At 65.5% G+C, this 13,825-nt stretch carries 11 protein-coding genes and 1 tRNA gene; 10 read left to right on the top strand and 2 right to left on the bottom strand.

The window, feature by feature from the left end; translation table 11 throughout:
* Positions 1 to 106 precede the first annotated feature (106 nt).
* From murJ to ispH, 5 genes are all read left to right on the top strand, one after another.
* On the top strand, positions 107 to 1,699 hold the full coding sequence (gene murJ, locus ACFJIT_RS09540; protein ID WP_379655750.1) for a murein biosynthesis integral membrane protein MurJ: 1,593 nt from the start codon (positions 107 to 109) through the stop codon (positions 1,697 to 1,699).
* Between the two features lie 99 nt (positions 1,700 to 1,798).
* Positions 1,799 to 2,749 (top strand): bifunctional riboflavin kinase/FAD synthetase, encoded by a 951-nt coding sequence (locus ACFJIT_RS09535; RefSeq protein ID WP_379653497.1) that lies wholly within the window; start codon positions 1,799 to 1,801, stop codon positions 2,747 to 2,749.
* Between the two features lie 76 nt (positions 2,750 to 2,825).
* Positions 2,826 to 5,657 (top strand): isoleucine--tRNA ligase, encoded by a 2,832-nt coding sequence (ileS, locus tag ACFJIT_RS09530; RefSeq protein WP_379653496.1) that lies wholly within the window; start codon positions 2,826 to 2,828, stop codon positions 5,655 to 5,657.
* Positions 5,658 to 5,767: 110 nt separating this feature from the next.
* Complete coding sequence (gene lspA / locus ACFJIT_RS09525) at positions 5,768 to 6,256, top strand: signal peptidase II (RefSeq protein WP_379655749.1); 489 nt, start codon at positions 5,768 to 5,770, stop codon at positions 6,254 to 6,256.
* A gap of 57 nt (positions 6,257 to 6,313) precedes the next feature.
* Positions 6,314 to 7,264, top strand: coding sequence for a 4-hydroxy-3-methylbut-2-enyl diphosphate reductase (gene ispH / locus ACFJIT_RS09520; RefSeq protein WP_130523648.1), 951 nt, complete (start codon positions 6,314 to 6,316; stop codon positions 7,262 to 7,264).
* Positions 7,265 to 7,273: 9 nt separating this feature from the next.
* On the opposite strand, the gene ACFJIT_RS09515 is transcribed toward ispH, so the two are convergent.
* Positions 7,274 to 8,248 carry a Dyp-type peroxidase gene (locus ACFJIT_RS09515; protein ID WP_379653495.1) on the bottom strand — a complete coding sequence of 325 codons (975 nt, stop codon included), beginning with the start codon at positions 8,246 to 8,248 and terminating at the stop codon, positions 7,274 to 7,276.
* Between the two features lie 168 nt (positions 8,249 to 8,416).
* On the opposite strand from ACFJIT_RS09515, the gene ACFJIT_RS09510 reads away from it, so the two are divergent.
* From ACFJIT_RS09510 to ACFJIT_RS09495, 4 genes are all read left to right on the top strand, one after another.
* A tRNA-Thr gene (locus ACFJIT_RS09510) sits at positions 8,417 to 8,492 on the top strand.
* A 146-nt stretch (positions 8,493 to 8,638) separates the two neighbouring features.
* On the top strand, positions 8,639 to 9,421 hold the full coding sequence (locus ACFJIT_RS09505) for a hypothetical protein (RefSeq protein ID WP_379653494.1): 783 nt from the start codon (positions 8,639 to 8,641) through the stop codon (positions 9,419 to 9,421).
* A gap of 120 nt (positions 9,422 to 9,541) precedes the next feature.
* Positions 9,542 to 10,381, top strand: a complete 840-nt coding sequence (locus ACFJIT_RS09500) for a hypothetical protein (RefSeq protein ID WP_379653493.1) — start codon at positions 9,542 to 9,544, stop codon at positions 10,379 to 10,381.
* Between the two features lie 208 nt (positions 10,382 to 10,589).
* Positions 10,590 to 10,838, top strand: coding sequence for a hypothetical protein (locus tag ACFJIT_RS09495; protein WP_379653492.1), 249 nt, complete (start codon positions 10,590 to 10,592; stop codon positions 10,836 to 10,838).
* 8 nt (positions 10,839 to 10,846) lie between these two features.
* Here the strand turns inward: ACFJIT_RS09495 and ACFJIT_RS09490 are convergent.
* A protein-coding gene (locus ACFJIT_RS09490; RefSeq protein ID WP_087944427.1) for an IS3-like element ISStma5 family transposase occupies positions 10,847 to 12,003 on the bottom strand; the annotation gives its coding sequence in 2 pieces (ribosomal slippage) (positions 10,847 to 11,763 and positions 11,763 to 12,003; 1,158 coding nt in all).
* A 921-nt stretch (positions 12,004 to 12,924) separates the two neighbouring features.
* Between ACFJIT_RS09490 and ACFJIT_RS09485 the strand changes: the two genes are divergently transcribed.
* Positions 12,925 to 13,815, top strand: a complete 891-nt coding sequence (locus ACFJIT_RS09485) for a hypothetical protein (RefSeq protein WP_379653491.1) — start codon at positions 12,925 to 12,927, stop codon at positions 13,813 to 13,815.
* The last annotated feature ends 10 nt before the right edge of the window (positions 13,816 to 13,825 follow it).

The raw sequence follows: 13,825 nt of genomic DNA, 5'->3' as shown, positions 1-13,825 counted from the left end.
GAAGACTTGGGGTTGACGGCGGGCGGGAAAACGAACGGGAAATTATGGGCTGTTCAAGGACTTGCGTCAACCACATGGCCTGGGGTAGGGCGTGAGCACACCGAAAATGCTGAAAGGGCTGCTGTCGTTCAGCAGCATGACCATGATCTCGCGGGTGCTGGGGCTGGTGCGCGACCAGGCCATCGCCGCCAGCTTCGGCGCCAATGCGGTGACCGACGCGTTCTGGGTGGCGTTCCGCATCCCCAACTTCCTGCGCCGGCTGTTCGCCGAAGGCTCGTTCTCCACGGCCTTCGTGCCCGTGTTCACCGAGGTCAAGGAGACCCGGCCGCATGCCGACCTGCGCACGCTGATGGCCAGCGTGTCGGGCACGCTCGGCGGGGTGCTGTTGCTGGTGACCGCGCTGGGGCTGATCTTCACCCCGCAGGTGGCGATGGTGTTCAACCCCGGCTCGGCCGACGACCCGGCCAAGTTCGGCCTGATCGTGGACCTGCTGCGGCTGACCTTCCCGTTCCTGCTGTTCGTCTCGCTGACCGCGCTGGCAGGCGGGGCGCTGAACAGCTTCAACCGCTTCGCCATCCCGGCGCTGACGCCGGTGATCCTCAACCTGTGCATGATCGCCGGCGCGCTCTGGCTGGCGCCGCTGATGGGCATGTCGATCCTGGCGCTGGGCTGGGCGGTGCTGGCGGCCGGCGCGCTGCAGCTGCTGTTCCAGCTGCCGGCGCTGCGCGGGATCGACCTGCTGACCCTGCCGCGCTGGGGCTGGTCGCATCCGGACGTGCGCCGGGTGCTGCGGCTGATGGTGCCGACCCTGTTCGGCTCGTCGGTGGCGCAGATCAACCTGCTGCTGGATACGGTGATCGCCTCGTTCCTGTTCGCCGGCTCGCAGAGCTGGCTTTCCCAGGCCGACCGCTTCCTGGAGTTGCCGCTGGGCGTGTTCGGCGTGGCGCTGGGCACGGTGATCCTGCCGGCGCTCTCGCGCCACCACGTCAAGACCGACGCCGCCGGATTCTCCGCGGCGCTGGATTGGGGCCTGCGCACGACCCTGCTGATCGCCGTGCCGGCGGCGGTGGGCCTGATGCTGCTGAGCGTGCCGCTGGTGGCCACGCTGTTCCAGTACGGCAAGTTCACCGCCTTCGATACGCATATGGCGGCCATGTCGGTGTTCGGGCTGAGCTTCGGCCTGCCGGCCTTCGCCCTGCTCAAGATCGTGCTGCCGGCCTTCTACGCGCGGCAGGACACCACCACCCCGGTCCGCGCCGGCATCGTCGCGCTGGTGTCCAACATGGTGCTGAACCTGCTGTTCCTGGCGCTGCTGTACCAGCTGATGGTCAAGCCGGAGGTGCGCGCGCTGGGCGTGACCGAGGCGCTGGCGCGGACGCCCGGCCTGCATCTGGCCCTGGGCATCGCCAGCGCGGTGGCCAGCTACATCAACCTGGGCCTGCTGTGGATGTGGCTGCGCCGCGCCGGGGTGTATCAGCGCCGCGCGGGCTGGGGCGGCTTCGTCCTGCGGCTGCTGCTGGCGTGCGCGGCGATGGCCGCGGTGGTCGGCGCCGGGCTGCACTGGCTTCCCGATTTCACCGTGCTGCCCAAGCTGACGCGCGTCCTCGGTCTGCTGGGCCTGGTCGCGGCCGGCGGTCTCACCTACGGCGTGGTGCAGGTCGCACTGGGCCTGCGGCCGCGCGACCTGCGTGGGCACTGAGTCGGTGGGCCTTGCGCCAGCGCCTGACGGCTATACTTCACGGGTTTCCCCAGAGATTTCCTGGGCGGTCTCTTCTGGCCGCCCGATCGCCCAATCCCGATGAGCAGGCTGTTCCGTGACATCGAAGGCGGGGTACTGACCCCGGGTGGCAGTGTGGTGTGCATCGGCGCCTTCGATGGCCTGCACCTGGGCCACCGTGCGCTGCTGCGCCATGCCCAGGCGCGCGCCCGCGCGCTGGGGCTGCCGCTGGTGGCGGTGAGTTTCGAGCCGCTGCCGCGCGAATTCTTCCAGCCGCAGGACCCGCCGCCGCGCCTGAGCCTGCCGCGCGCCAAGGTCGAAGGACTGCTGCAGGGCGGGGCCGACCGCATCGGCCTGCTGCGCTTCAACCAGCGCATGACCGCGATGTCGGCGCAGGATTTCGTGCACACGCTGCTGGTCGGGCGCCTGGCCGCGCGCGAGGTGTGGATCGGGCCGGAGTTCCGCTTCGGCCACAAGCGCGGCGGCGATGTGGCGCTGCTGCAGGCGATGGGTGCGGAGCTGGGCTTCGCCGCGGGCCAGATCGAGCCGGTGCACTGCGCCGATGGCGAGCGTGTGTCCTCCACCCGCATCCGCGCCGCGCTGCGCCAGGGCGACTTCGTCCATGCGGAGCGCCTGCTCGGCCACCCGTACGCCATCGGCGGGCGGGTGGTGCGCGGCAAGCAGCTGGGCCGCACGCTGGGCTTCCCCACCGCCAACCTGCGCTTCCCCAAGACGCCGGCGCTGAGCGGCATCTACGCGACCTGGGTGCATGGGCTGACCGAGCGGCCGTGGTCGTCGGTGTCCAGCTTCGGCACCCGGCCCACCGTGGAGGGCGTGGAGCCGCTGCTGGAGGCGCATCTGTTCGACTTCAGCGGCGACCTGTATGGGCGCCACCTGCGCGTGGAATTCGTCGCCAAGCTGCGCGACGAGGAAAAATTCGACGGCCTGGAGGCGCTGACCGAGCAGATGCAGCGCGACGCCGCCAACGCCCGCCGACTGCTGTCCGCCGAACGCCTGCGGGCCACGGCCTGAACGACCATCTTCTTGAATCCAGGCCCGCGTGGCGCCGCGCAGGCCTCCCCCGCATAGCCGCAGAGAACCGCCACCTGTGAGTACCGACTACAAAGCCACCCTGCATCTGCCGGCCACGGAGTTCCCCATGCGCGGGGACCTGCCCAAGCGCGAGCCGGACACGCTCAAGCGCTGGTACGACCAGGACCTGTATGCGCAGCTGCGCGCCAACGCCAAGGGCCGGCCGCTGTTCGTGCTGCACGACGGCCCGCCCTACGCCAACGGCGCCATCCACCTGGGCCATGCGGTCAACAAGATCCTCAAGGACATCATCGTCAAGTCGCGCTATCTGGCCGGCTTCGACGCGCCCTACGTGCCGGGCTGGGACTGCCACGGCCTGCCGATCGAAATCGCGGTGGAGAAGAAGTGGGGCAAGGTGGGCACCAAGCTGGACGCGCGCGCGTTCCGGCAGAAGTGTCGCGAGTACGCCGAGGAGCAGATCGACCTGCAGCGCAAGGACTTCAAGCGCCTGGGCGTGATCGGCGACTGGGACCATCCGTACAAGACGCTGAACTTCCGCTTCGAGGCCGACGAGATCCGCGCGCTGGCCAAGATCGTCGCCAACGGCCATCTGGTGCGCGGCGCCAAGCCGGTGCACTGGTGCTTCGACTGCGGCTCGGCCCTGGCCGAGGCCGAGATCGAGTACCAGGACAAGGTCTCCCCGGCGGTCGACGTGGGCTATGCCGCGCGCGATCCGCAGGCCTTGGCCGCGGCGTTCGGCGCGCAGGCGCCGGCCGGGACCGAGGTGGCCGTGCCGATCTGGACCACCACGCCGTGGACGCTGCCGGCCTCGCTGGCGGTGAGCCTGGGTCCGGAGCTGGACTACGTGCTGGTCGAGGGCCCGGCCCGCGACGGCGCGCCGCGCTGGCTGGTCGTGGCCGAGGCGCTGGCCGCGCGCGCCCTGGCGCGCTACGGCGTGTCCGAGGTGGTGGTGCACGGCCATGCCAAGGGCGCGGCGCTGGAAGGGCTGCTGCTGGGCCATCCGTTCTACGCGCAGCGCGACATCCCGCTGATCCTGGGCGATCACGTTTCCGCCGAGGACGGCACCGGCGCGGTCCACACCGCGCCCGGCCACGGCCAGGAGGACTACGCGGTCTGCCTGAAGTACGGTCTGGTCGATCGCTACACTGCCGCGCAGATCACGCCGGTCGACGGACGCGGCGTGTACTTGCCTTCCACGCCGCCGTTCGGTGAGATGGCCCTGGCCGGCCAGCACATCTGGAAGGCCAACGACGCCATCGTCGAGGGTTTGCGCGGCAATGGTGCGCTGCTGGCCTTCCATCCGCTGACCCACAGCTACCCGCACTGCTGGCGGCACAAGACGCCGGTGGTGTTCCGCGCCACGCCGCAGTGGTTCATCTCGATGGACCAGGCCAACCTGCGCAGCGATGCGCTCAAGGCCATCGATGCGGTCAAGTGGTATCCCGAATGGGGCCGCGCGCGCATTGCCGGCATGGTCGAGGGCCGCCCGGACTGGACGATCTCGCGCCAGCGCACCTGGGGCGTGCCGATCGCCCTGTTCATGCACCGCGAGACCGGCCTGCCGCATCCGGACAGCGTCGCGCTGATGGAGCAGGTGGCGCTGAAGGTGGAGCAGGCCGGCGTGGACGCCTGGTACGACCTGGATCCGGCCGAACTGCTCGGCGATGCGGCCGCCGACTACGAGAAGGTCACCGACATCCTCGATGTCTGGTTCGACTCGGGCGTGAGCCACGAGGGCGTGCTGCTGGAGCGCGGCTTCGGCAAGCCGGCCGACCTGTACCTGGAAGGCAGCGACCAGCATCGCGGCTGGTTCCAGTCCTCGCTGCTCACCGGCGTGGCCATCGACAAGGCCGCGCCGTACCGGCAGTGCCTGACCCACGGCTTCACCGTGGACGAGCACGGCCGCAAGATGTCCAAGTCGCTGGGCAACGGCATCGAGCCGCAGGACATCATGAAGACCCTGGGCGCGGACATCCTGCGCCTGTGGATCGCCAGCGCCGACTACAGCAACGAGATGTCGCTGTCGCAGGAGATCCTCAAGCGCAACGCCGACGCCTACCGCCGCATCCGCAACACCGCGCGCTTCCTGCTGGGCAATCTGCATGGCTTCGACCCGGCCGTGCACCTGCGTGAGCTGGACGACATGGTCGCGCTGGATCGCTGGATCGTGCATCGCGCCTGGCAGCTGCAGGAGAAGATCGAGGCGGCCTATGCGCGCTACGACCTGCCGGCCATCGTGCAGGCGCTGCTGAACTTCTGCAGCGTCGACCTGGGCTCGCTGTACCTGGACGTGACCAAGGATCGCCTGTACACGATGCAGGAGGATTCGCGCGGCCGCCGCAGCGCGCAGAGCGCGATGTACCGCATCGCCGAGGCCTTCGTGCGCTGGATCGCGCCGATCCTGAGCTTCACCGCCGACGAGATGTGGGGCTACCTGCCCGGCAACCGCCTGGACAACGTGCTGTTCACCACTTGGTACGACGGCCTGGCGCCGCTGCCGCCGGAGGCCAAGCTGGGCGAGGCCGACTTCGACGCGCTGCTGGCCCTGCGCGAGCAGGTGGCCAAGGTGCTCGAACCGATGCGCGCCAGCGGCGCGATCGGCGCGGCGCTGGACGCGGAGATCGCCATCGCCGCCGACGCGGCCACAGCCGCGCGCTGGCAGCCGTTGGCCGATGAGCTGCGCTTCCTGTTCATCAGCGGCGATGTCACCGTGCGCGAGGCCAGCGCCGAGGCGCTCTTCGTCAGCGCCCAGCCGACCGACAAGCCCAAGTGCGTGCGCTGCTGGCAGCGTCGCGCCGACGTCGGCGCCTACGCCGCGCATCCGGAGCTATGCGGACGCTGCGTGGACAATGTCGATGGCGCAGGGGAGGACCGGCAATGGTTCTGAAACAAGCCGGGACCGGGGACCAGGGACCAGGGACCGGGGAACAGCAAAAGCAGGCCGGCTCTGGCTCTTCCGGGTCCCGGGTCCCGGGTCCCAGGTCCCGGCCTTCAGCACTGATCTGGCTGCTGCTGTCGGCCGTGGTCATCGGCCTGGACCAGTGGTCCAAGGCCTGGGTGCTGACCAGCCTGCCGGAGTTCCAGGCGGTCAAGGTGATCGACGGCTTCTGGAACTGGTACCGCACCTACAACACCGGCGCGGCCTTCAGCTTCCTCAGCAACGCCGGCGGCTGGCAGATCTGGTTCTTCACGGCGCTGGCGCTGGGCGTGTGCGGCCTGCTGGGCTGGTGGCTGTCGCGCACGCCGCGCGGCGACTGGCGCGTGGCCCTGCCGTACGCGCTGGTCATCGGCGGTGCGCTGGGCAACGTGATCGACCGGCTGATGCACGGCCATGTGGTCGATTTCATCCAGTGGTACGTGGGCGACCACTACTGGCCCTCGTTCAACATCGCCGACTCGGCCATCGTCTGCGGCGCGGTGGGCATTGCGCTGTTCGGGCTGAGCAAGAAGGGCGGGGCCGAGGCGCGGACCACGGAGAAGCCGTAGGGCCTACGGGACCGCTGTTACGCGTTCCTTTCCCCTCACTCCTCTACACTGCCTGCCATGGACGTCCTGCTCGCCAATCCCCGCGGTTTCTGTGCCGGTGTCGACCGCGCCATCGAGATCGTCAAGCGCGCCATCGAGACCCTGGGCGCGCCGATCTACGTGCGCCATGAGGTCGTGCACAATCGCTTCGTGGTCGACGACCTCAAGCGCCGCGGTGCGATCTTCGTCGAAGAGCTCGACGAGGTGCCGGACAACAACACGGTCATCTTCAGCGCCCACGGCGTGTCCCAGGCCGTGCGCGCCGAGGCCAGCCGGCGCGGGCTGAAGGTCTTCGACGCGACCTGTCCGCTGGTGACCAAGGTCCACCTGGAGGTGGCGCGCCACTGCCGCGCCGGACGCGACGTGGTGCTGATCGGCCACGCCGGCCATCCGGAGGTCGAGGGCACGATGGGCCAGTGGGATCGCGAGCGCGGTACCGGGCGCATCTACCTGGTGGAGGACATCGACGATGTCGCCACGCTGCAGATCGAGCAGCCGGACAACTTCGCCTACACCACCCAGACCACGCTGTCGGTGGACGACACGGTCGGCATCATCGAGGCGCTGCGCGCCCGTTTCCCGGCGATGCAGGGGCCGAAGAACGACGACATCTGCTACGCCACGCAGAACCGCCAGGACGCCGTGCGCGATCTCGCGCGCGAATGCGATCTGGTGCTGGTGGTCGGCTCGCCCAACAGCTCCAACTCCAACCGCCTGCGCGAGCTGGCCCAGCGCGACGGCGTGGAGGCGTATCTGATCGATGGCGCGCAGGAGATCGATCCGCGCTGGATTGCCGGCAAGCGCAGGGTCGGCGTGACCGCCGGCGCCTCGGCGCCGGACGTGCTGATCGACGGCGTGATCGCGCGACTGCGCGAGCTGGGCGCCAACGACGTCAGCGAACTGGCCGGCGAGCCGGAGAGCATGGTCTTCGCCCTGCCCAAGGAACTGCGCCTGCAGCTGGTGGACTGACCGGCGCGGTCAGTCGCCCATCGCATCCAACACCGCGCGTGCCGGCACGAAGAACACCGCCCCGGTCTGGGCGGTGGAGAAGTCCAGGATGCGATCGTGCAGCGGCGCCGGGTCGCCGATGAACATGCGTTCGAGCATCTTCTCGATCACCCACAGATGGCGCGTGTAGCCTATGAAGTAGGTGCCGTACTCGCCGCGCGCCGGCGAGGCGAAGGGCATGTTGTCGCGCAGGATGTCGTGCTCGCCCTGCGCATCGCTGATCGTGCACAGCGTCTTGTGCGATTTCTGCGCCGGCGCCGGGGCGTCCGGCAGCTCGGTGTTGTCGAACTTCCTGCGCCCGATGATCGCCTCCTGCGCCTCCACCTGCTGTGCGCGCCAGGCGTCTAGGTCGTGCAGATACTTCTGGATCACCACATAGCTGCCGCCGACGTGGTCCGGATCCTCCTTGCCCACCAGCGTGGCCTGCGGCAGCGCCAGCCCGTCCGGGTTGGCCGTACCGTCGACGAACTCGAGCAGATCGCGCCCGTCGAAGTAGCGGAAGCCGCTGACTTCATCGACCGGCTCGACCGCATCGCCGAAGGCCTGCATCAGCAGCTTCTCGAACTCCACGATCAGGTCCATCGTGGGGGCGCGCAGGTGGTAGAGCAGATCGCCCGGCGTGGAGACGGCGGTGTGGGCCGCGCCGCGGATCTCCCTGAAAGGATGCAGCTCGCGCGGCTTGGACAGCCCGGTCAGCGTCTCCCAGACCCGCGACCCGATGCCGACATTGCAGGTGAAGCCACGGCTGAGGTCGCGGCTGGTGATGGTCTTGATCAGATCGCCGGTGGCGCCGAGCGTGGCGCGCACGGCCGCCTGCGCCCGCGGCGTGTCCTTGACGTTGAGCACCAGGAACGTCGCGGCGATGGACAGCGGTGCGTCGATGGCCTGCGGCTCGGCGCCGGCGGGCGTGGCGTCGGACGAAGCGGCGGTGGTGCGGGCGGGCATGGCGGCTCCTTGCGGCAGCGAGAGCGGGGCAGCGCGCCGAGGGCGCGTCCACGGCGATGATGCCGCGTCCCGTACCTCGCGTCGCGCAGCGGCAGCGCCGCTGGACACGATCGCGCCAGCCGACTCAATTGACCGGAAGCGGCACGATCCCTAGAATTCGCCCTCCCCGCCGGAATAGCTCAGTTGGTAGAGCGGCGCATTCGTAATGCGTAGGTCGTAGGTTCGATTCCTATTTCCGGCACCAGATTTAAGCTAGCAATCTGTAAGAAAGTATCGAAAAATCAAGGGGTTGGCCGGGTTCCCGTCCAGCCCCTTTTTCATGCCCTCCCGGTCCGTCCCGGGAAAAACAGGGATTTCCAAGGATCGTTTTTCCCATCATTTTCCCCGCTTATGACCGGAATGCTGCCCATCCTGCGCGTCATGTTCCCCGACAAGCCACTCTTGTCGGTCGAGGATGTGGCGCGTGTTCTCAACAAGACGGGGGCAGGCGGTTACGAACAAACCCGAGAACAGCTGGCCGCCGGCGTCATCGTTCCAGGTCTGCGCAAGCTCGGTGGCAGTTGGTTGGTGCCGGTGACGGCACTTGCTGATGCGCTGGACGGCTTGGTTGACGCAAACATTGCTGGGTTGGCTATCCCCAAGCCGTTGCCCACAAGACATACGGTCACCCGGGTGAACCCCATTGTTCCCCGCAAGGGCGGACGGGTTCCCGATCGGACCAAGTCCATGGCGCTGGCGGACATGACATCCCTTTCCCTTGCGATGGCCACTCATCAATCGGTCGAGTTCTGGAACGAGGTGCTGGCTTTGCTGGACTGCCCCACGGAACAAGCTGCGCTGATCCTCGCGCCGAGCGATGCCTTCGCCGAGCTCCAACCATGGGTGCGGCAGAACGCGCGAGTGGTGGGGCACGCGCACCTCCTACCGGTGGAAGAGCGGGATCAGGCGTTGGATACCGGCGAGGCCTGGGAAGCGACCTTGGCTGACGCGTTGCTCGAGCCGTGGATCAGTGTCGAGGCGCGCGATCCCTTCGATGACGCCATGAAGGAGGCGCTAGCTGCCTTCCAGGGTGCCCGGGACCACGCACGCAACCAGGATCGAGCTCGAGGGCTGGAGGACAGGCTGCCACCGGCCACGGCAGCAGAGATCCCGCGCAAGCCGTTCCGGTTCTGACCGGCTACCATCGAGCCATCCCCTTGCGGTATCCCCGATGTCCCTCGACTCGATAAAAGACGCTGAAAAAGAGCTCCTCAAGCGCTACAAGAAAACCTGGGCCAGAAGCACCCGGAGTTCTTGGCGGGGAAGGGGGTTTCCTGGAAACGCCTGAAGGACGACTTCGACAAAGAAGCCGCTGCTGAAAAGACGGAAAAGAACGTGCAGTTCACCGCGCCGTGGTCTTCTGCCGAAGCTGCGGGCCTTTTGGGACTCAATCAGAAGGTGTTTCGCGCACTCGCTACGATGGACAGCAAAACCGGTTCGCTCATCGTGGGCGAGGGCAAGCACGTCTCCATCCGGTTGTGTCGGTTGCTGGAGTGGGCAGAGGGGATGACCGACGCGGCTAAGGTTCGGCGCTGGCGAGAGTCCCGGAACGATGAGGACTTGCTGGGAAAGACAACGCCTAGTTCTCCCGCGGCGGCCTTCCGAGTTGTAAAGAACGCCCGGATCGAGTTCGGCCTCATCGAAGGCAAGGTGACGTCGCTCGATCTCTCTCACTTGAGCGATGCGGAGCGGGCGAAAATCACAGAAATCTTGCGGGGAGGACGTGGCGCGATCCAGCACGACGAGCGCGGCCTGGCGATGCTCACACCCGTTGCATCGACGTTGCCTGAAGCCTTCAGGATGCAGTGGACTGACGAAGCCCTCAAGAGCGAATACGTGGAGCGCTACCAGGGGTTGCTCGAAAGCGCACAGGACGAGCTGGCCCAGCATCTGGAGCGGGTCAAGGAAGACATTCGTGATGCAGGGTCGGACGAAGAGGGCTCACCCGGGGCGTTGGCGTTGGCTGCCCTGCTGGACATGTGGAAGGACGAGGAGCGCGACGTGCAAGAGCTCCATTCGGAGGTCCGTGCCGAACTGCTGGACATCTCCCTTCCCCCTGCTGTCCCAACAACAAGGACACCTTTCCGCTTTTGAGCAGGACTCGCCGGCTGCCCGCCGGCTCGGTCTTGGAGGAAAAAGCAGGATGCAGCGGCTTCCGCCGCAGCCCAGAAGGCCATCCCAAGCCCCGGCTCACCCCCGGGGCTTTTTCGTGTCCTGACGCCAAAGGGGTGAGCACCCCTTATCGGGACAATGTCGGTTTCTGGATCCGTAGGCTGGCGCCACACCAATCGGGAACACAGACATGCAGCCGCTCATCCTCTCGCTCGACCCCTCGCTCTCGGCCCACTTCTCCACCCTGACCCCGGAGGCCCTTGCTGACGCCCTGGCCGACGCGTTGCCCGAGGCCCTGGCCCAGCTCGCCAGCGACCGCAGCACGGCGGCCATCGTCCAGAGCGGCGACACGGGCGGCCTGCATCCGGGCCAGGTGCTCACCCTGCAGATCGCCACGTTGCAGAGCTTCCTCGACGTGTCCGACGCCGCCAACAGCTAACCCGGGTTCTACCCCGAAATCACGGACGGTTGTAAAAGGGCTGAGAACTTCTGGTCTTGCCTGGCGACCCTTCGTCGCATCCTCGGGTTGTGGAACCGCTCGATGTATTCGAACACATCCGCCCTCGCGGCATCGAGCGTTGGGTAGGTCATGCGGTAGACCCGCTCGCGCTTGAGCAGGCCGAAGAAGCCTTCGCACGCGGCGTTGTCACCGCAGTGGCCCACCGCGCTCATCGAGCACACCAAGCCGTTGGCCGCCAGGTAACGCTGGTAGTCGCCGCTTCGGAACTGGCTGCCACGGTCGGAGTGCAGGATCAGTGGATGGCTGCCTTGGCGCTGCCAGACCGCCATCTGCACGGCCCTGATCACCATCTGACGATCCTGACGATGATGCATTGACCACCCCACCACCCGCTGGTCAAACAGGTCCAGCACGATGCACAGATACAGCTTGCCTTGCCGGGTCTTGAGCTCGGTGATGTCGGTGACCCACCTGGTCTCCGGCTCCAACGCGGTGAAGTCCCGCTCCAGCAGGTTGCGCACACCCGGCGGCGTCAGCGCCGGCTTGCCGCGCTGGCCTCGCCGCTTCGGTCGCGGCCAACCCTGCAGGCCATCGGTCGCCATCAGACGCGCCACCCGGTTCAGGCTCGCCGTCTCGCCTTCCTCGGCAAGGTCTTCATGCATCCGGCCGGCGCCCAATGTGCCCCGGCTGTCCTCATGCAACTCACGGATCCGGCCGAGCAAGCGCTGGTTGTCGCGCTCCCGGGCACTGGGCAAGCGCTTACTCCAGTCGTAGTAACCGCTGGCCGAGACCCGCAGGCAACGACACATCAGTCGCACTGGAAACTCATCGCGGCAACGTTCGATCACCTGATACCTCAGGATGATCCCTTGGCAAAGAACGTCGCCGCTTCTCGCAAAAAATCCCGCTCCTTCTTCACCCGGGCCAGCTCGCGCTTGAGCCGCGCCAGTTCCTCGTCCCGGGGCGTCCCGGTGCCACCGAAGGCCACCTGGCCCCGGCTCTGGGCCTCCCGCTTCCAGCGGGTCAGCAATGCATCCCGGATCCCCAGCTCCCGGGCCACCTGGGCACAGCTGACGCCCGGCTGGCTGGCCTGCTCAACCGCACCGCGCTTGAACTCGGTGCTGAACTTCCTTCGCTTCGACATGAACACTCCTCATGGCCTTGATCGGCCTTCTCGTAAGTGTCCGTGAAAACGGGGGTGAACCCCCTGCATCTGCCACAGAAGGCTGGTGAAGGTCATCCGGTCTAGATATGAAGTTTCCGCGAGTGCGTTGGTGTGCCCACGGCATAGCGGGTGCGTCGTCGTAGGGCTGGAGGCTGGTCTGTGATCCTGATGTGCTATTCGCCTTTCCTCGTCCTGACGTCTGCCTGGCTGGTATGCGCGCTGTTGTCCCATTGATTGGCCAACGCCGCAGAAGTCGCAACCCGAAGCTTTGAAGCAGGGGCAAATGCGCAGCAGGAGTAGCTCGCCTCGCCTTACTGGCTTATCTGGTACTTATGAGACGCCCGGGGTGCCACAACTAGCTGAATTATAAGGATATTTTAAGGTTAGCACTTTGCATTGCTCATGCGTCGCTCCGCCGTATCATCTCAACAAGGATGATCCTCATTACGGAGAACAAATGCCCACTGCCTTGGACGAACGCCTTAGCCGACTGTTCTGTCTTGAGCACAAGCCTAGTGAGCGCCCCTATCTCTGCAAGCTTCAAGACAGCGAGAATGGTCGCGTAACTTACCGTACAGCAGCAGCTTGATGTCCCTCATTCTCCGGCTACTGGAAACGATTACTCGTCCGCCAGATCTTCGCTATTTGCAATTGTGCTTGCCTAGATGGGGCCGCTCATGGTAAGCCTAGCCCACCTCCTTTCTAACCTGTGAAGTGGGGCTTGCGATCAGGGCGGGGATGCTACTCAGCTTGGAAGATTTGTAGTTTGGGCTGAGCTAGCAGGTCGATGGTCTTAAAAAGTAGTGTCAAAATATTAACGTTTGTAACAGTTAAAAAAATCAAGTTAAGGGTCTTGCTTCTATGGGCAGGCGAAGTGTCTACGCACTCGGATTACTAGCCTTGGCGGCGCTAGCGGCGGTGTTGGTTATGCGCAGCTTTCACGGCGAGTCGGCGGCTAAGGTGATTCAAGCCCAAGTCGCAGCAGAGATATCCCCCCCTATTTACGCACCAAATCCGGCGAGTGGGGCCAATAAAATTAAAGATCCAGTGGCCGCTCCATTAACAGATTTTCCCGCTAGTGTGGGCGCTGATCCTCAGAGTCGTTACAAGTTCGCTAAAAATTGTGCGAAGTTCCGCCAGTTCGACTCTTTCTATAAATCGCAAGCTGCATCGAATCCAAATTGGCCTTTGAATAATGCCAAGGCCTTGGCTGCCGCGGATCCTGAGTTGCGTAATGGCATTATAGCAACTTCGCGTTTCCTCGATCAGAACCGTGAGGTATGCCAGCCCTGGCTTGACTCGACTCCGCAGGACCTAGCCAACGCCCAAATTTATGACGCGTCTCTGCGAGCTGCTCTTCAAGGGAACAAGGATGCCGCCGCTTGCTATATTTTAGCCGCCTGGCAGCAGCCTGGGTCGGATAGTTCCTACTACGCAGATATGCTGAAGAACTACACCGATAATGTTGGAAATTTTATCCACGAGGGTTTGATGTCGGGGAACTGGCCGATAGTACTTGCCGCCTACAAAGCATCTTTGAAAGAGAATGATCTCCAGGCTAAAGTGGAGATCTCTAATAAAGACTCTTACTTAATCGCACGTTTGGCACAGCAGGCCTCACCTGACGGATTGGCCGAAGAGCAGTTTGGCTATGAGGCTGCTAACAGATCCCGAAACCTTCCTGCTTCCGACGTTATTGACATCGACAAGCAGGCTGCCGGTCTTTTCGCTTCCAAATTCGGTAGACGTAAGGTTTCTGTGCAGTCGGTAATAGATATGTGCGTGAACTGATAATTCCTCC

The sequence above is a fragment of the Pseudoxanthomonas sp. UC19_8 genome (genome assembly GCF_042700505.1).
Classification (GTDB): domain Bacteria; phylum Pseudomonadota; class Gammaproteobacteria; order Xanthomonadales; family Xanthomonadaceae; genus Pseudoxanthomonas_A; species Pseudoxanthomonas_A winnipegensis.
Note: the sequence above shows the minus strand (reverse complement) of the source record. Positions and strands in the feature narration are given on the sequence as shown.

Coding starts and splice junctions, on each gene's coding strand:
- ispH (WP_130523648.1), top strand. CDS start 6,314: ATGGACGTCCTGCTCGCCAATCCCCGCGGTTTCTGTGCCGGTGTCGAC.
- ACFJIT_RS09535 (WP_379653497.1), top strand. CDS start 1,799: ATGAGCAGGCTGTTCCGTGACATCGAAGGCGGGGTACTGACCCCGGGT.
- ACFJIT_RS09515 (WP_379653495.1), bottom strand. CDS start 8,248: ATGCCCGCCCGCACCACCGCCGCTTCGTCCGACGCCACGCCCGCCGGC.
- murJ (WP_379655750.1), top strand. CDS start 107: ATGCTGAAAGGGCTGCTGTCGTTCAGCAGCATGACCATGATCTCGCGG.
- ACFJIT_RS09505 (WP_379653494.1), top strand. CDS start 8,639: ATGACCGGAATGCTGCCCATCCTGCGCGTCATGTTCCCCGACAAGCCA.
- ACFJIT_RS09495 (WP_379653492.1), top strand. CDS start 10,590: ATGCAGCCGCTCATCCTCTCGCTCGACCCCTCGCTCTCGGCCCACTTC.